The organism is Nocardia sp. NPDC051756 (assembly GCF_040681495.1).
Taxonomy (GTDB): Bacteria; Actinomycetota; Actinomycetes; order Mycobacteriales; family Mycobacteriaceae; genus Nocardia.
The window spans coordinates 1-17,660 of the sequence record NZ_JBFAYV010000016.1; the positions used below are offsets into that span (position 1 = coordinate 1).

Annotated in this window: 15 protein-coding genes; 9 read left to right on the forward strand and 6 right to left on the reverse strand. The window is 69.7% G+C overall.

Annotation, left to right across the window (positions count from 1 at the left end; all coding sequences use genetic code 11):
• The first annotated feature begins 210 nt into the window (after positions 1-210).
• Entirely contained in the window at positions 211-3,519 is a 3,309-nt protein-coding gene (locus tag AB0M22_RS42120) for an arabinosyltransferase domain-containing protein (protein WP_364738863.1), read from the forward strand.
• A 7-nt stretch (positions 3,520-3,526) separates the two neighbouring features.
• Here AB0M22_RS42120 and rarD read toward each other — a convergent pair whose 3' ends face one another.
• Entirely contained in the window at positions 3,527-4,447 is a 921-nt protein-coding gene (gene rarD, locus AB0M22_RS42125) for an EamA family transporter RarD (protein ID WP_364738865.1), read from the reverse strand.
• A 35-nt stretch (positions 4,448-4,482) separates the two neighbouring features.
• Between rarD and AB0M22_RS42130 the strand changes: the two genes are divergently transcribed.
• Positions 4,483-6,906, forward strand: a complete 2,424-nt coding sequence (locus AB0M22_RS42130) for an HAD-IC family P-type ATPase (RefSeq protein WP_364738867.1) — start codon at positions 4,483-4,485, stop codon at positions 6,904-6,906.
• A gap of 80 nt (positions 6,907-6,986) precedes the next feature.
• Positions 6,987-7,805, forward strand: coding sequence for a PhzF family phenazine biosynthesis protein (locus AB0M22_RS42135; RefSeq protein ID WP_364738869.1), 819 nt, complete (start codon positions 6,987-6,989; stop codon positions 7,803-7,805).
• A gap of 159 nt (positions 7,806-7,964) precedes the next feature.
• On the opposite strand, the gene AB0M22_RS42140 is transcribed toward AB0M22_RS42135, so the two are convergent.
• On the reverse strand, positions 7,965-10,034 hold the full coding sequence (locus tag AB0M22_RS42140) for an MMPL family transporter (RefSeq protein ID WP_364738871.1): 2,070 nt from the start codon (positions 10,032-10,034) through the stop codon (positions 7,965-7,967).
• Positions 10,035-10,165: 131 nt separating this feature from the next.
• Between AB0M22_RS42140 and AB0M22_RS42145 the strand changes: the two genes are divergently transcribed.
• Genes AB0M22_RS42145 through AB0M22_RS42155 form a run of 3 tightly spaced genes read left to right on the forward strand, consistent with a single transcriptional unit; the run spans position 10,166 to position 12,037 of the window.
• A complete protein-coding gene (locus AB0M22_RS42145; protein ID WP_364738873.1) occupies positions 10,166-10,552 on the forward strand; it encodes a hypothetical protein in 387 nt (128 codons plus the stop codon).
• A 37-nt stretch (positions 10,553-10,589) separates the two neighbouring features.
• Positions 10,590-11,384: a sensor histidine kinase gene (locus tag AB0M22_RS42150; RefSeq protein WP_364738875.1), complete on the forward strand. Its 795-nt coding sequence runs from the start codon at positions 10,590-10,592 to the stop codon at positions 11,382-11,384.
• The gene (locus tag AB0M22_RS42155) at positions 11,381-12,037 is read left to right on the forward strand and encodes a response regulator transcription factor (RefSeq protein WP_364738878.1); all 657 of its coding nucleotides are present in this window, start codon (positions 11,381-11,383) and stop codon (positions 12,035-12,037) included. Before AB0M22_RS42150 ends, AB0M22_RS42155 begins: the two co-directional genes overlap by 4 nt.
• Here AB0M22_RS42155 and AB0M22_RS42160 read toward each other — a convergent pair.
• Entirely contained in the window at positions 12,004-12,561 is a 558-nt protein-coding gene (locus AB0M22_RS42160; protein ID WP_364738880.1) for a helix-turn-helix domain-containing protein, read from the reverse strand. The genes AB0M22_RS42155 and AB0M22_RS42160 overlap by 34 nt on opposite strands.
• A 36-nt stretch (positions 12,562-12,597) precedes the next feature.
• On the opposite strand from AB0M22_RS42160, the gene AB0M22_RS42165 reads away from it, so the two are divergent.
• The gene (locus AB0M22_RS42165; protein ID WP_364738882.1) at positions 12,598-13,542 is read left to right on the forward strand and encodes an alpha/beta fold hydrolase; all 945 of its coding nucleotides are present in this window, start codon (positions 12,598-12,600) and stop codon (positions 13,540-13,542) included.
• 96 nt (positions 13,543-13,638) lie between these two features.
• Here AB0M22_RS42165 and AB0M22_RS42170 read toward each other — a convergent pair whose 3' ends face one another.
• Genes AB0M22_RS42170 through lspA form a run of 3 tightly spaced genes read right to left on the reverse strand, consistent with a single transcriptional unit; the run spans position 13,639 to position 15,861 of the window.
• Entirely contained in the window at positions 13,639-14,307 is a 669-nt protein-coding gene (locus AB0M22_RS42170) for a hypothetical protein (RefSeq protein WP_364738884.1), read from the reverse strand.
• Positions 14,300-15,226 (reverse strand): RluA family pseudouridine synthase, encoded by a 927-nt coding sequence (locus AB0M22_RS42175; RefSeq protein WP_364738886.1) that lies wholly within the window; start codon positions 15,224-15,226, stop codon positions 14,300-14,302. Before AB0M22_RS42175 ends, AB0M22_RS42170 begins: the two co-directional genes overlap by 8 nt.
• Entirely contained in the window at positions 15,223-15,861 is a 639-nt protein-coding gene (gene lspA, locus AB0M22_RS42180; RefSeq protein WP_364738888.1) for a signal peptidase II, read from the reverse strand. Before lspA ends, AB0M22_RS42175 begins: the two co-directional genes overlap by 4 nt.
• A gap of 76 nt (positions 15,862-15,937) precedes the next feature.
• Between lspA and AB0M22_RS42185 the strand changes: the two genes are divergently transcribed.
• Positions 15,938-16,891 carry a hypothetical protein gene (locus AB0M22_RS42185; RefSeq protein WP_364738890.1) on the forward strand — a complete coding sequence of 318 codons (954 nt, stop codon included), beginning with the start codon at positions 15,938-15,940 and terminating at the stop codon, positions 16,889-16,891.
• Positions 16,879-17,604, forward strand: a complete 726-nt coding sequence (locus AB0M22_RS42190) for a hypothetical protein (protein WP_364738892.1) — start codon at positions 16,879-16,881, stop codon at positions 17,602-17,604. Before AB0M22_RS42185 ends, AB0M22_RS42190 begins: the two co-directional genes overlap by 13 nt.
• Positions 17,605-17,660: the final 56 nt, after the last annotated feature.

The following is a 17,660-nucleotide window of genomic DNA, read 5'->3' on the forward strand; positions in this document are numbered from 1 at the left end:
GGGCCCCCCACGCCTCCCCCCCCCCGCCCCCCCCGGCGCGGGGGGCGGCACGTCCGGCCCCGCCGCGCGCCCCACTGGGCCCCCCCCCCCCGACAACGACTTATTTGTCCGGTACCGCAGGGTGCCGAATACGCAGGCTGAGTTAGTGATTCGAGCGCTGATAGCTGGGACTCTGTGTCATCCGATGATTTCGCGCTAGCATCCACCGTCGTGACTGTCAGTGACGCTGTGCGTGAATCCGCCCAACCGTCGGCACAGCGGGCAGGCCGGCCGGATTCGAGCGAGCGTCTCGCCGCCTCCGGCCGACTCCGATTGCTGGCGATCGTCAGCGGGGCGCTCGCGCTCCTCGCCGCGGTGTCGATTCCGTTCCTGCCGATCAAGCAGGACCAGTCCAGTGTGGCGTGGCCGCAGACGGCCGCGGTGACATCGGTGACCTCGCCGCTGATCACCTACGCCCCGATGAACCTCTCCGCGCAGATCCCGTGCGCCGCGTTCGGCGCGCTCGCGGAGACGGGCGGCGTTGTGGTGTCGACGATTCCGCGCCAGTCGCCCGATCTCGAGCGCTACGGGTTCGTCGCGAAGGTGGTCGCCGACGCACCGGATCGCGCGGGCCGGGTCGACGTGGTGTCGCGCAACATGCTGCTGTGGTCCGCCCCGTTGAGCGCGGTCCGCGACGCGTCCTGTTCGGTCGGCATCGAGATGAACACCGAGCGGACCACGGTGTCCGCGCCGGGTCTCGCGGACTCGGACAAGGAGTTCGCCGCCGACATCCGCCCGCAGGTCGTCGGCGTGTTCAGCGAGCTGACCGGCGCCGCACCGTCCGGCCTGCACGTGAATGTCCAAGTGGATTCCCGGTTTTCGTCGTCGCCGACGCTGCTGAAGCTGGCCGCGATGGCGCTGGCCGCGCTGGCCACCGTGGTCGCGCTGGTCGCCCTGTACCGCTTGGACGGCCTCGACGGCCGCCGCACCCGGCGGTTCCTGCCGACCAGCTGGTGGCGGTTGCGCCCGGCGGACTACGTCGTGTTCGCGACGCTGCTGGTGTGGCATTTCATCGGCGCCAACACCTCCGATGACGGCTACATCCTCGGCATGGCGCGCGCCTCCCAGAGTTCCGGCTTCATGTCGAACTACTACCGCTGGTTCAGCGTCGACGAGGGCCCGTTCTACACCCCGTACACCGACATGATCTCGTTGCTGACCCACGTGTCCGCGGCGAGTCCCTGGGTTCGGTTGCCCACCTTGCTGGTCGGCGTTTTCACCTGGTGGGTGATCAGCCGCGAGATCCTGCCCCGGCTCGGTGCGGTGTTGCGGGACAACAGGATTGTGGTGTGGACCAGCGCGCTGGTGTTCCTCGCGTTCTGGATGCCCTACAACAACGGCTTGCGCGCGGAACCCTTTGTGGCCCTTGGCGTCGTGCTCACCTGGGCCTCGGTCGAGCGAGCCATCGCGACCCGGCGGCTGCTGCCCTACGCGTTCGCGATCATCGTCGCCGCGCTGACCCTGACCTGCGCGCCCTCGGGCCTGATCTGTCTCGGCGCGCTCGCCGCCGGCGCCCGCACGATGACCGCGGTGCTCGTGCAGCGGGCGAAGAACTCCGGTTACTTCGCGCTGCTGTTGCCCGTGCTCGCGGCCGGGACCGTGGTGCTGACCGTCGTGTTCGCGGACCGGACCTTGGCGGGCGCCCGCGAAATGTTCTACGTGCACGGCCGGATCGGCCCCGGCGAGTCCTGGTTCTTCGAGTTCCTGCGCTATCAGTATCTGTTGCAGATCAACGCCGACGGCTGGCTGACCAGGCGGTTCGGCATGTTCATGCTGCTGCTCGGCCTGGCCGTCTGCGTGGTCACCATGCTGCGCCGGGGCGGGCGCATTCCGGGGACGGCGCTCGGGCCGGGACGCCGGCTCGTCGGCATCACCGTCGCCGCGATGGTGCTGATGATGTTCTCCCCGACGAAGTGGACCCATCAGTTCGGCGTCTTCGCCGGCCTGGCCGCCTGCGTCGCGGCGCTCACCGCGGTCTCGATCAGTCCCGCGGTCATGCGCCCGCTGCGCAACCGCGCGCTGTTCGCCGCGGGCGTATTCTTCGCCATGGCACTGACTTTCGTCGGCGCCAACGGCTACTGGTACGTGTCGGCGTGGGGCATCCCGTGGTGGGACAAGCCGCCGACCTTCGCCGGTTTCGGCCTGTCGACCTTCGCCGCGGGGCTCACGGTGCTCGCGCTGGCGGTCGCGGCCTGGTTCCATATCCGCCCCGAGACCCAGCCGCGTTCGGACTCGGTGCCCGGCCGGTTCGCCCGGGTGCCCGTGCTCGCCGTCGTCGCGGCCGCGATGGTGGCGTTCGAGGTGCTGTCCTTCGCGAAAGCCGCGGTGGCGCAGTACCCGTCGTATTCGCTCGCGCAATCGAACCTGTCCGCGGCCACCGCCGGTGGTTGCGGACTCGCCGACAAGGTGCTGATCGAGACCGACCCCAACGCGTCGTTGCTGAGCCCGCTGGCCGGCACCGCCGCCACGGCGCTCGCCGGTACCGACTCGACCGGCTTCACCCCGAACGGCGTGGCCACCGACCTCACCTCCGACGAGGTCGAATCCACCACGGGCAAGGCGAACTCCGTCGCCAGCGCCGACTCCGACGACACCACCGATCCGAAGGCCGGCTCGAAATCGCCCGGCTCCGAAGCGGGTACGTCGGGCGTCGGCCTCAACGGCAGCAATGTCCCGCTGCCGTTCGGCCTCGACCCGGCCACCACCCCGGTGCTCGGCAGCTACCACGACGGCGCGCAGGTGCCGGCCGAGCTGACCTCCGGCTGGTATCGACTTCCCGAGGACAGCAACGGAAGTCGCGGCCCGATCATCTCGATCGCGGTGGCGGGCCGGATCCGGCACGTGGACAGCGACGGCATCGTGCACCCCGGTCAGGACCTGCGCGTCGAGTACGGCCGCGCCGGATCCGACGGCACCGCAACCACACTCGGCAGCGTCGACCCGATCGACATCGGGCCGTCGCCGTCCTGGCGGAATGTGCGCGTTCCGTTCGACCGGCTGCCCGGTGACGCGAACGTCGTCCGAATCGTGGCCAGCGACAAGGATCTCGGCAAGGACCAGTGGCTCGCGGTGACCCCGCCGCGCGTGCCGCAGACGAAAACCCTGACCGCCGTGGTCGGTTCGAAGACGCCGGTGCTGCTGGACTGGGAGGTCGTGCTGCACTTCCCGTGCCAGAACCTGGTGCCCACGCACGCGGGCGTCGGCGATCTGCCGACCTACCGGATCCTGCCGGACCGCAACGGCGCCACCATCACCAACCTGTGGCAGGCGCACGACGGCGGCGGCCCGCTCGGCTGGACCCAATTGCTGTTCACCGCCCGGACGCTGCCCACCTACCTGGACAACGACTGGGACCGCGACTGGGGCTCGATCGAGCAGTACCTGCCGCTGGACCCCAACGCGCAACCGGCCAAGGTGACCGTCGACCAGACCCGACGCTGGGGCACCTGGACCCCGGGCCACATCAACACCGCTTGGTAGCGAAGGACTACCCGCGCTCCGCCCCGGCGGCCGCGGTGCTTCGCGCGTCGATATGGATACGCCGCGCACGCAACAGGGCGTGCGCGGTGAAGATGGCCAGCGCCGCCCAGATGAGCGCGAAACCGGCCCACCGGGAGGCAGGCATGGGTTCGTGGGCGATCGCGACGCCCCAAGCCATCTGGAGGGCCGGAGTGAGGTACTGCAACAGCCCCATGGTGGACAGCGGAACCCGTTGCGCGGCAACCGAGAACAGCAGCAGCGGAATCAGCGTGACCGGCCCGGTTGCCATCATCAGCGCGGCATGCCCTGCGCTGGAACCGAATTCGCTGCGTCCGGTGACCGCGAGCGCGAGCACGAAGATCAGCGCGAACGGCGCGGCCACCACCCCCTCCGCCGCGATGCCGCGCAGGGCGTCCAGCGGGATCACCTTCTTCACCAGCCCGTAGGTCGCGAACGAGCAGGCCAGCACCAGCGCGATGACCGGCGGTCTGCCGTAGTCGACGGTGAGCACCGCCACCGCGGCGGCACCGAGCCCCAACGCGGCCCACTGCGCCTTGGCCAGTCGCTCCCGGAAGATCAACACCCCGAACGCCACCGTGACGAGCGGGTTGATGAAGTACCCCAGCGCGCACTCCACCACATGCCCCGAGATGACGCCGTACACGTACACCCCCCAGTTGAGCGCGATCGCCGCCGAGGCGACCGCGGCCAACCGCCAGATCCGCGGGCCGATCCCGCGCAGCTCGCGCAGCCGCCCCGACACCAGCAGCACCGCGAGCACCACCAGCAGCGTCCACAGGATCCGCTGCGCGACCACCTCGGCCGCACCGGCGAACGCCAGCAACCCGAAGAACGCGGGGAACAGACCCCAGAGGAAGAACGCGCTCGTACCGAACGCAACACCCGGGATAGACCTGCTCCGCTGCACGCTTCCGACGCTACTTCTCCCGTAGCCTTGCGGTCATGTCGACAACCGTGCAGGCTTCGCGCGCCACCGGACTCACCGCGGCGGAGGTCGAGCAACGTCGCCGCGACGGGCTCACCAACGATGTGCCGGACCGAGCCAGCCGCTCGGTCCGCGACATCGTCAAGGCGAACGTCTTCACCCGGATCAACGCCCTGCTCGGCGTGCTCTTCGTGCTGGTGCTGGCCACCGGTTCGATCATCGACGGCATGTTCGGCCTGCTGATCATCGCGAACAGCGCGATCGGCATCATCCAGGAGGTGCGGGCCAAGCGCACCCTGGACAAGCTGGCCATCGTCAGCCAGACCAAGCCGACCGTGCGCCGCGACGGCAAGGCCGTCGAGGTGGCGCCGCGCGAGGTGGTGCTCGACGACCTGATCGAGCTCGGCCCCGGCGACCAGATCGTGGTCGACGGCGAGGTCGCCGAGGCCGCGCAGCTGGAGATCGACGAGTCGCTGCTCACCGGCGAGGCCGACCCGATGGACAAGCAGGTCGGCGCGGAGGTGATGTCGGGCAGCTTCGTGGTCTCCGGCAGCGGCTGTTACCGCGCGACCAAGGTCGGCAAGGACGCCTACGCGGCCAAGCTGGCCGACGAGGCGAGCAAGTTCACCCTGGTGAAATCGGAGCTGCGCAGCGGCATCGACACGATCCTGAAGGTGATCACCTACCTGCTGATCCCGGCGGGCCTGCTGAGCATCTACAACCAGCTGTTCTCCAGCAAGGAGTCCTGGCGGCCCGCGGTGAGCGGCATGGTCGCGGCGCTGGTGCCGATGGTGCCCGAGGGCCTGGTGCTGATGACCTCGGTCGCGTTCGCGGTCGGCGTGGTCCGGCTGGGCCGGCGGCAATGCCTGGTGCAGGAGCTGCCCGCCATCGAGGGCCTGGCCCGGGTGGACGTGGTCTGCGCGGACAAGACCGGCACGCTCACCGAGAACGGCATGCGGCTGTCCGACATCAAGACCCTGGAGTCGTTCGAGGACAACGACGTTCGCCAGGCCCTGGCCGCGCTGGCGACCGACGACCCGCGCCCGAACGCGAGCGTGCAGGCCATCGCCGAGGCGCTGCCGGACGCCCCCGGCTGGTCGCGCACCGCGGTCGCGCCGTTCTCCTCGGCCAAGAAGTGGAGCGGCTGCTCCTACGGCGAGCACGGCGACTGGCTGCTCGGCGCACCCGACGTGCTGCTCGACCCGGACTCCGAAGACGCCAGGGTCGCAGAGGAACTCGGCTCCTCCGGCCTGCGCATCCTGCTGCTGGCCCGCAGCGACCGCCCGGTCGACGCCGCGGACGCGCCGGGCACCGTGCGCCCGGCCGCGCTGGTCGTGCTCGAGCAGCGGGTCCGGCCCGACGCCAAGGAAACGCTCGAATACTTTGCCAGCCAGAACGTTTCGATCAAGGTGATCTCCGGCGACAACGCCGTCTCGGTCGGCGCGGTCGCCGCCTCGCTCGACCTCACCGGCGGCGATCACGCGGTGGATGCGCGCCAATTGCCCGAGGACCGTGAGCAACTCGCCGACGTGCTCGACCACGAGACCACCTTCGGCCGGGTTCGCCCGGACCAGAAGCGCGCCATGGTCGCCGCCTTGCAGTCGCGTGGCCACACCGTCGCGATGACCGGCGACGGCGTGAACGACGTGCTCGCGCTCAAGGACGCCGACATCGGCGTGGCGATGGGTGCGGGCAGCCCGGCCACCCGCGCGGTCGCGCAGATCGTGTTGCTGGACAACAAGTTCGCGACGCTGCCGTACGTGGTGGGCGAGGGCCGCCGGGTGATCGGCAATATCGAGCGGGTCTCGAATCTGTTCCTCACCAAGACCGTCTACTCGGTGCTGCTGGCCTTCCTGATCGGCATCGCCGGCGTCGGCTCGCAGATCTTCGGCTACGACCCGATCGGCTATCCGTTCCTGCCCCGGCACGTCACCATCGCCGCCTGGTTCACCATCGGCATCCCGGCGTTCATCCTCTCGCTCGCGCCCAACAACGAGCGCGCACGCAGTGGATTCGTCCGGCGCGTCATGCGTTTGGCCATCCCGTCCGGCGTGGTGATCGGTGTCGCCACCTTCGTCGCCTACCTGATCGCCTACGCCGGCCCGGACGCCACCGCGCAGCAGAAGGAACAGGCGGGCACCACCGCGCTGATCACCCTGATCATGATCGCGGTGTGGGTGCTCGCCATCGTGGCCAGGCCGTACGTGTGGTGGAAGGTGGTGCTGATCGGCGCCTCGGTGGCCGCCTACATCTTCCTGTTCACCGTCCCGTTCACCCGGCACTTCTTCAAGCTGGATCCGTCCGACGTCGGGCTCACCACGGCCGCATTCATTTGCGGCGCTGTCGGAATCGTGCTCGTCGAGGTCGCGTGGTGGGTGAGCGCGACGCTGCTCGGCGAGAAAGGAAAACTGTTCCCGACCCCGAATAACGGCGTTTCCTGACAAACTGGACATCTGACCCGGCGCGCCGCGAGAAGCCTTGTGCGAAGCGACCATTCAGTGTTGGAGTACCTTCTCCGAATATGGAGGTACTGCTGCACCAGATCGACGCGTTCGCCGACGCACCGTTCTCGGGCAACCCAGCCGCGGTGATGCCGCTCTCGTCGTGGCTCCCGGATTCGTTGCTGCAACACCTGGCCGAGGAGAACAACCTCGCCGAAACCGCCTTCTACACCGCGGAATTACCGCCGGAGGCCGGTGCGCCGCCCGGGGACTGGCCCGCGTTCCACCTGCGCTGGTTCACCCCCGCGGTCGAGGTCGACATGTGCGGGCACGCCACGGTGGCCAGTGCCGCACAGATTTTGACCGACATGCACCCCGGCGCCGACCGGGTGAGCTTCTTCACTCGCAGCGGCTGGCTGCACGTGGACCGCACCGACGACGACGAATTCGTGCTCGATCTGCCCGCCGTGCCCGCCACCGAGGTGGAACCCGATCTGGTGCTGGTCGCCGCGCTCGGCGTGCGCCCGGTGCGTGCCTTCACCGGCACCGACGAGGTCATCGTGGTGGCCACCGAACAAGAAGTCCGCGACGCCGAGCCGATCTTCACCGCGTTCCCCCCGCTGCCGCGCGGCGTGATCGTCACCGCGCGCGGCGACTCCGTCGATTTCGTCTCCCGCTTCTTCGCCCCCGGCGTCGGCGTCCTGGAGGATCCGGTCACCGGATCGGCGCACGCCCAACTGGTTCCGCTGTGGGCCCGCGAACTCGGCCGCACCGAACTCGCCGCCCGCCAGCTCTCCCGCCGCGGCGGGAGCCTGCGCTGCGAGCTCGCCGGCGACCGCGTGCTGCTGATCGGCCGCTGCCGCCGCTACCTGGATGGGGTTGTCCAGCTGCCGGACTGAACCCGAGTCCCGCGACTCCCGCGCGCTACCACCAGGATTCGCGCAGCCGAGTCGTGCCCTGTCACCACGGCGCAGCAAACCGCAACGCGGCGTGGTGATTTCAGTCCTCCGCCGGGATGAAGTGGGGATGAATCATCCCGGCGGAGGGCTGTCCCCTCCCTATATCGGCGACGGTTCCTGCTCACGCGGAACCGACACCGAATCCTTTTCCGGCCTGGCCGGTTTCGACGGCCACCAGACCCGATCGCCTGCCAGCACGGTCAGCGCGGGTACCAGCACCGATCGCACCAGCAGCGTGTCGAGCAGCACGCCGAACGCCACCGTGAACCCGACCTGGACCATCGCCACCAGCGGCAGCGTCATCAACACCGCGAAGGTCGCGGCGAGCACCACGCCCGCCGAGGTGATCACGCCGCCGGTCACCGACAGGCTGCGCAGTATCGCGTCCCTGGTGCCGTGCCGCGGCGTCTCCTCGCGCGCGCGGCTCATCAGGAAGATGTTGTAGTCCACGCCGAGCGCGACCAGGAACAGGAACGTCATCACCAGCAGCGACGGCTCCAGTCCATGGAAGCCGAACACGTGCTCGAAGACGAAAACGCTTGCCCCGAACGCGGATCCGAACGACAGCAGCACGGTCAGCACCAGCCCGACCGGCGCGACGACCGAGCGGAGCAGCAGGCCGAGGATGATGGTCACCACCAGCAACACCAGCGTCAGCACCCGCCAGTTGTCCCGCGCGGAGGCGGTGTCGACATCGAGATTCATCGCGCTCGGGCCGCCGACCAGCGTGCCTGCGCCGACCTTCGGCAAGGTGTCGCGCAGTCGTTCGATGGTGGCGTACTCGGCCGCCGAGTCCGGCGCGTCCACCGGGATCGCGGTGATCGCCGCGTATTCCGGCCCGGCCCGGCCTTCCTCGGCGAACCCGATGCCGGGGTCGGCGCGCACCGCCCGCAGCACCTGCGCCCGGAATTCGTTGCGGGCCAACACGGTCAACGGCAATCCGCCGCGCTCCGGGAAGTGCTCGGCGATCTGTTGTTGTCCGGCCACCGAGTCCGGCGCGGTGACGAACCGATCCGCCTGGCCGAGCGCGCCGGTGTCGCCGAGCAGGCCGAGCGCCAGCACGGCGAGCACGCCGACGGACCCCGCGACCGCCGCGGCCGGGCGACGAGAAATGGCCTGCCCCAAGCGATCCCACAACCCGGCCCGCGGAGCCACCGCGGCCTGCTGGTGGGGAATCCGCGGCCAGAATACCCAGCGGCCGCACAGCACGAGCATCGCGGGAAAGAACGTGAGCATGACCGCCAGCGTGCCGACGATCGCCGCCGCTCCGACCGGGCCGAGCCCCGCGGTGCTGTTCATGTCGGCAACCAGCAGACACAGCAGCCCGGCGGTCACCGTCGCCGCCGAGGCGACGATCGCCGGGGCCGCCCGGCGCAGCGCCGCGAACATCGCCGCGCCGGGCGACGAATGCCGGTGCAGCTCTTCGCGATACCGCGCGACGATCAACAGCGCGTAATCGGTGCCGACGCCGAACGCCAGAATGGTGAGGATCGCCGAACTCTGATCGCTCACCGTGATGCCGAACGCCCGCACCAGCCCGTACACCGCGGCCATCGACGCGACGTCGGCCACCGCCACCGAGATCAACGGCGCCAGCCACAGCAGCGGACTGCGATAGGTGAGCAACAGCAGCACGGCCACCACGGCGACGGTCACCAGCAGCAGTTGGGTATCGACGCCGTCGAAGCTGCCGTCGAAATCGGCCTGGAGTGCCGCGGGGCCGGTGACGTGCACGGTGAGTCCGTCCGGGTGGTCGGCGACCGTCTTGCGCAGGCCCTTCAGGTACTTTCCTGCCTCGCCGCGGGATTCGTCGACCGTCAGCGAATACAGCAGCGCGGTGCCGTCCCTGGCCGAGGTCGGCTGGATGCCCGAAGTGTCGGTGCCCGGAGTCAATTCGGCGGACAGCGTCGAAAACTGCTGCGCCGCAACCGACCGGTCCAGGTCGGTCAATCCGCTCTGCCGAAAGTAGGACAGCACGAACAGGTTCGCGGAGCCGCCCGGCAACGTCGCCTCCAACTCGGCGGCCGCCGTCGACTGTGCCGACGCGGGTAGATATTCCACCATTCGATCGGTCTTCACGCCGTCCAGCCGGCCGGCCAACGGCACCAGCGCGAGCAGCGCGACCAGCCACAGGCCGAGCACGATCAGCGCGCGCGTTCGCATCCCCATCTCTTCTCCTCCGTCGAGTCCCGAATACAGCGTCGCGAGCCGGCGCGGCGAAAGCGTCCGCCTACGGTGGGCTCTTCGGCGTACTCCGCGCGGAGTACCTGCAGGGCGGGCAAGCCGCGCACAATGGCGGAATGGTGCGGCGATGGTGGATCGACGGCGCGATCACCGGTGTGGTCCTGTTCCTCGGCTTCGGCTGGGCGCTGCTGATGCCGGGCAAGACCGCCCTCGACCCGCTCGGCGCGCTGCTGCTCGTCGCGGGCGTGCTGCCGCTGCTGGCGTATCGGCGCGCTCCGCTGGCGGTGCTGGTCGCGAACGTGGCGGTCGCCGTCGGCTATCACCTGTCCGACTACCCGCACGAGGCGCTGATCCCCGCCACGATGGTCGCCCTGTTCGCGGTGGCCAGGTACGGCAACCGGCGGCGCACCCTGCTGGTGTTGCTGACGGTCATCGCGCTGACCGAGCGCGCTCCTGGCGATCGACGCGATCGGCTGGATCCTGGTCGCCTGCGTCGCGGGTGAGGCGGCCCGCCTGCAACACGCCTACCTCGCCGCGATCGTGGACCGGGCCGAACGCGCGGAACGATCCCGCGACGAGGAGGCGCACCGTCAGGTCACCGAGGAACGGCTGCGCATCGCCCGGGATCTGCACGATCTACTCGCGCACACCATCACCGTCATTCAGGTGCAGGCCGGCGTCGCCGCGCATCTGCTCGCCGAGCGCAAAGCCGAACCCGCGACGGTGATAGCTGCCCTGGACACGATTTCCGCCGCCTGCGTGGACGCCAGGGCCGAACTCACCGCCACCGTCGGCGTGCTGCGGTCCGCGGTGGCCGAGCCGCGCGCCCCGCTGCCCACCCTCGCGCAGCTCGGCGCGCTGGCCGAACCCCTCGAAGCGGCGGGTGTCGCGGTGCGGGTCCACCGCACCGGCCGGGTGCGCGCGCTCGCGCCTGCCGTCGAGTTGGTCGGTTACCGGATCGTCCAGGAGGCGTTGACCAACGTGGCCAAACACTCCGGGGCGAGCGCGGCGCGGGTGGATCTCGACTACGCGGACGACCGGCTCACCATCCGGGTTACCGACAACGGACGCGGAACCGCAAGCACGACAACCGGACTCGGGTCGAGTCACGAAATAGCGAGCATCACCACCGGATTCGGCATCGTCGGCATGACCGAGCGCGCCGAGGCGATCGGCGGTAGCTTGACCGCGGCCGGGACGAGCGGGGGATTCGTGGTCACCGCCGACCTGCCGCTCGCGGATCGGGGCGCGGCCGGACCCGGCCTGCTCGGCAAGTTCCCCGATCCGGCCGAGGTGCAGGCCGGGCCCACCGACTTCGCCGGTGCCGCCTCATGATTCGCGTGCTGCTCGCCGATGATCAAACACTGGTCCGCAGCGCCTTCGCGATGCTGGTCGCCTCGGCGCCCGACATGGTGGTGGTCGGCGAGGCCGCCACCGGTCGCGCCGCGATCGCGATGGCCCGCACCGAGCGGGCCGATGTCGTCGTGATGGACATCCGCATGCCGGATCTCGACGGCATCGCCGCCACCGCCCGAATCGCGGCCGACGAGAACCTGGCCGGTGTCCGCGTCTTGGTGCTCACCACGTACGACACCGACGACAACGTGCTCGCCGCGCTGCGCGCGGGTGCCAGCGGCTTCCTCATCAAAGACGCGAAACCCGCCCTGCTGCTCGATGCCATCCGGACGGTCGCCGCGGGTGACGCGTTGCTCTCGCCGGGCGCGACCGCCGCCGTGATCGCCCGGGTCCGCGCGGTTCCGGATCCGGTGCCGCGCCCGGAGATCACCATCCTGACCGACCGCGAGCTGGACGTCCTCGTCCGCATCGCCCGCGGTATGACCAATGCCGAAATAGCGGAAGCCCTGACGGTCAGCCCGCTGACGGTCAAGACGCACGTCAGCCGGATTCTCGCCAAACTCCTTGCCCGGGACCGGGTTCAGCTGGTCATCGCCGCCTATGAAGCGGGGCTCGTCACGCCGTCGGGCTGATCTTCGAGGGGGAAGAGGATGGGGCTCAGCAGGTATTGCGTGCGATCGGGGGCCGCCTCGTTGCCCAGCTTGGGGAGGATCGCCGCGCGCATGCCCTCGATCAGTTCGAGCACCTCGTCGTCGCTGAGCCAGATCGCGTGCTGGCGGTAGCCGACGGCGTCGCGGGTCAGGTCGGCTTCGGGGCGATCGAGGTAGGCGTTGAATTCGGCCAGCAGGGTGGCCATGGCCGCGGTGAAGACCCGGCGGTGGTCGTCGGGGGTCAGCGATCGAACGGCCTCGGGGTCGACGCTCGCGCGGTCTTGCCGTAGCCGGTACCGGCGCTGGACGGCCCCGCGTACCCGCTCCTCCTCGGCCACCTCGAGAATTCCACCCGCCGTGAGCATTTCGACGTGCCGGTAGACCGTCGCCTTCGACGTATCGGGAAGTCGCTCGCACAGTTGCGCGGTGGTGAGCAGGCGTCCGCCGCGCATCGCGTGCACGATCCGCAATCGCACCGGATGCGCCAGCAGCTCCAAGGGGTCCATTGCCTTACGATCTCACAACTGATACCGTTCTCAAACATGAGAACGGTAGACCTGTCGGGGTGGACGCCACCGGCTTACGCGGACCCGGGCAGTTTCGCGGAGCGCGAGATCAGCGTCGGCTCCGGCGAATTCGCGGTGCCTGGCACGTTGACCCGGCCGCAGGCCGACGGGCCCGGTGTCGTCCTGCTCGGCGGCGGCGGGCCGTTCGATCGGGACGGCACGGTCGGGCCGAACCGGCCGCTACGCGATCTCGCGTGGGGTCTGGCGAGTCGTGGTGTCGCGGTGGTGCGTTTCGACAAGATCACCCACACCCGTCCCGAGGTCATGGCCGATCCGGACTTCACGATGACCGACGAGTACGTGCCGTACGCGGTCGAGGCGGTCAAGCTGTTGCAGGAGAACGTCGATCCGGCAAGGGTTTTCGTCGTCGGCCACAGCATGGGCGGCAAGGTGGCGCCGCGCGTCGCGGCCGCCGAACCGTCCGTTGCGGGACTGGTGCTGCTCGCCGCCGACGCCGAACCGATGCACCACGCCGCCGTGCGCGTGCTGCGCTACCTGGCAACAGTGACGCCCAGTCCGGAGGCGGACGCCATGCTCGCCGCCGTCACCCGCGGTGCCGCGGCAGTGGACAGCCCCGGCCTGTCCCGCGAAACACCCTCCGCCGACCTGCCTTTCGGCATGAGTGGCGCTTATTGGCTGGACTTACGCGACTACGACCAGGTCGCAACCGCCGCCGCGCTGCCGCAACCGATGCTCATCTTGCAGGGCGGACGCGACTATCAAGTGACGGTCGACGACGACCTCACCCGCTGGCGGGCAGGCCTCGAAGCACGCGCCGACGTGACCACCCGCGTCTACCCCGCCGACAACCATATGTTCTTCCCCGGTGCCGGACCGTCGACGCCCGCGGATTACGAAGCGCCGCAGCACGTGGACCCGGCAATCGTCACAGACATCGCCGACTGGCTGGCGCGCCACTGACGCCCATCCTGGGTGCGTTGATCTCCCTGCGTACGAGCCGGCCCGCGAACCTGTGCGCGGCAGGGGAATTGGCGCGGTGTCGCCTTCGGGGCCGTTTCACTGATCCGGTACAGGGCCGTCGTTCGGGCCGGGCTGGACGACGTCGAGCTGGTCGGGGAGCAGCGGCACCACACCGAAGCGACCGGCCACGGCATCCGCGGGCAGCGCCTCGACCGCGCGGATGCCGTTCCGGGAGGCGATCTTCCGGAGACCGTCGAGCGGTCCGCGCACGACCAGGCCGACGGTGCAGGCGCACCCGGAGCGCAGGCGAGCGGCGGAGAGCGCGGCGATCCGGGTAGCGCGTTCGTCGGGTGTGTTCCGGGGGAGGAGCCATGCGGCCGATTCCGCGGAAGTCACCGCCGCCTCATCGCCCTCCGGTACCGGCACCGCGACCAACGGAGTCTGCACCCGGGGAATCGGAACCTGGTACAGCACTTGCGAAATCCGCAGACCACCGCTGTGCGGCGGAATCTGTTCCGGCACCAACGGTTCGGTGAACGACACCAGCGCCCAATGATCAGCACTGTCCGTACCGGTCAGCGAATCCCGAGCGCGCGCAATATACTCCGCGACCTGCTCACCCTGCTCCGGCCCGAGCCGATCGGTGAACACCCCCGCCTTCCGCGGCGGATTCAGCACCCCGAGCAGCACGATGAACACGACCAGCGCGACGGCCGCCGCCCCGAGGACGATCCGGCCCAGGGGCAGCGCCCGCCGGTCAGGCATTGCGCAGGACGTCCAGCGCGTGCTTCAGATCGTCGGGGTATTCGCTGGTGATCTCCAGCCAGCGACCGTCCGCGGGATGGTTGAAGCCGAGCGAACGGGCATGCAGCCATTGCCGTTCCAGGCCGAGCCGCTGGGCCAGTCGCGGGTCCGCGCCGTAGGTGAGGTCACCGCAGCAGGGGTGCCGGATCGCGGAGAAGTGCACCCGGATCTGGTGCGTGCGACCGGTTTCCAGATGAATGTCGAGCAGGCTCGCCGCCTGGAACGCCTCGACGGTGTCGTAGTGCGTGACGCTGGGCCGGCCGTCGGCGGTGACCGCGAACTTCCAGTCGTTGCCGCGGGCCCGTCCGATCGGGGCGTCGATGGTGCCGCTGCTCGGATCCGGATGTCCTTGCACCAGTGCGTGATACCGCTTGGCCACGGTGCGCTGCTTGAACGCGCGCTTGAGCACGGTGTACGCGTGTTCGGACTGCGCGACCACCATCACCCCGGAGGTGCCCACGTCGAGCCGGTGCACGATGCCCTGCCGCTCGTGCGCGCCGGAGGTGGAGATCCGGTAGCCGGCCGCGGCCAGCCCGCCGATCACCGTCGGCCCGGACCAGCCGACGCCGGTGTGCGCGGCGACGCCGACCGGCTTGTCCACCGCGACGATGTCGTCGTCGGCGTAGAGGATGCGCATGCCTTCGACCGGGGCGACCTCGATCGACAGCTCGCGCTTCGGTTCCGGGAAGATCACCTCGAGCCAGGCGCCCGCGGCGAGCCGATCGGACTTGCCTGCCGCGATGCCGTCGAGCTGCACGGAGCCTTCCTCGGCGAGCGCGGCGACTGCGGTGCGGGACAGGCCGAGCAGCCGGGACAGGCCCGCGTCCACCCGCATGCCGTCGAGCCCGTCGGGAACGGGCATGGTTCGTGTTTCCCTCATGCAGTGTTCCCTTCGCTGGTGGTCTTGTTCGCGGTGGTTTCGGTCGCCGCGTCGTCGGCGGTGTCGGGCTCCTCGCGTCCGGTGCGCGTCCCGTTCGGCTCGAAGCCGAACACGGTCAGTACGACCAGCAGGATCGCACCGCAGACGATCGACGAGTCGGCCACGTTGAACACCGGCCACCAGCCGACCGCGATGAAGTCGACCACATGTCCCTGCAACGGCCCCGGCGCCCGGAACAGCCGGTCGACCAGATTGCCGAGCGCGCCGCCGAGCACCATGCCGAGCCCGATCGCCCACCACAGCGACCGCAGCGTGCGCCCGATGCGCACCACCCCGATCACCACGGCCGCCGCGACCAAGGTCAGCAGCCAGGTCATGCCGGTCGCCATGGAGAAGGCCGCGCCGGGATTACGCACCAGGCTGAACCGCGCGAAGTCGCCGATGATCGACACCGGCTCGCCCGGCTTCAAGTTCGCCACCACGAGACATTTGGTGAGCAGATCCAGTCCGAGCAGGACGCCCGCGATGATTAGTAGGGTCCGCAGCCGCTGCGGCGGAGCCGCTGGTGTCGCCTCCTCGGCGTGGTTTGCTGGGTTCTCCTCGGACGGCGGCTCATCACTCACACGCACCATCATCGCTCGAGCTACCCGACACGTTGTGCGGTGGTCACCCGCAAGACCCAGCTGACACTCAGGAACCGGTCGTACCCTGATGCTCGTGACGGTGTTGTCTTCCCCCCACATCCCTCGGTTCGCGCGTTCGGGTGTGCTGCTGATAGTCCTCGCGGTCGGCCTGACCGCGTTCGGAACCGGTTGCAGCGGTGGCACCGAGTCGCGCTCGGAACCCGACAGCACCGAGCCGCTCGGTATCGGCAAAGGCGTGACCGTGCCGATCCCGGCCGCGATCACCACCATCGTCGACCCCGGCGCCGAGCCGCGCTCGCTGCTGCGCCGCGACTACCCGGCCGGCACCGTGCAGCAGGTGACGCTGAATACCTCGCACCGGATCGCGCAGCAGATCAACGATCAGCCCGCGCGCGACTTCTCCGCGCCCGCGCTGTCCATCCCGATGACCGCGCAGACCGACGCCGAGGGCATCGACCTGACGCTGGGCACCGTCACCACGCCGGACCCGGCACTGGCCAAGGCGCTCACCAAGACCGGCGGTTCGCATGCCGGATTCGACCTCAGCGACCTCGGCGCCATCACCGCGCTGCGGCTCGAACCGTCGCCGGACACCTCCAATCCCGCGCGGGCCGCGCTGGAACAGGCCTTCTATCAGGCGGTCTACCGATCGATCGCGTTCCCCGATCAGCCGGTCGGCGAGGGCGCGGTGTGGACGGTGCAGCAGGAGATCAGCGGCGGGGTCACGCTCGAGCAGACCACCACGGCGACGCTGACCAAGCGCGACGGCGACCGGTTGACCATCGAGCTCGACGTCATCCAGCAGCCCAAGTCCGCGGTGTGGAACCTGCCCAACAACGCGGGCAAGCTCGATATCCAGGACTACGTCATGCAGGGCAACGGCACCATCACCGTCGATCTCGGGTTGCCGCTGCCGGTCTCCGGGGCGATCACGGTCGGCGGGCATCAGGGTTACCGCGATCCGCGCAGCGCGAGCGTGCTGGAGCAGACGATCGACACGCAGGTGTCGTGGACGGAGTGAGCCGCGGGTTCGGCCTGTCGCTGGCCGCCGCCGCTACCGCGCTCGTCGCGGCGTGCGGATCGTCGAAATCGGCGACTCCTGAATCGTCGTCCCTGCCCTCGCTCGGTCCGGTCGCGACCGCCGCGCCGGTGACCGCGCCACCGATCACGGACGCCGACCGGTTGCGTGACCAACTGCTGACCGGTACGAATCTGCCGCCGAACTTCACCGCGCTGCCGACGCGGGCCGACGTGGCTGCCGATGGGCAGGCCTCGCCGACCGACCCGGCCGAATGCGCGAAGGTGCTCACCCCGTTGGCCGCGCAGCGGCCGGGCTCGCTCGCCAAGGCGTCCGTCGGGTATTCGGGGCCGAACTTCTCCAGCATCGATATCGACGCGGCGAGCTTTGCGAATGCGGTGGTGGCGTCCGCGTTTTCGGAAGTGCAGGCGACCTTGCGCCGGTGCACCCATTACTCCGGCACGGATGCCACCGATATCTCGGTCGATTACCGGGTCGGCGGGCTGACCCCGCCGTCCGCCGGTGACGCGGTGACCGCCTTCCAGGTGCGCACCAGCAGCGACGGGCTGACCCTGCATTCCTCGGTCGCGATCGTGCAAGTCGGCAGCACGCTGGCGCAGGTGGCGGTGACCGCGCCGGAACCGGTCGAGGCCGGGGTGTTGAGCGATCTGACCGCCGCGCAGGTGCGCCGGCTCCAGGGTGTTTCGGGGCCTTGATCAGGGCGGATTCGTCGTGGGGCGGCGTGCGCCGGGGATAGGCTCACACCGTCCGA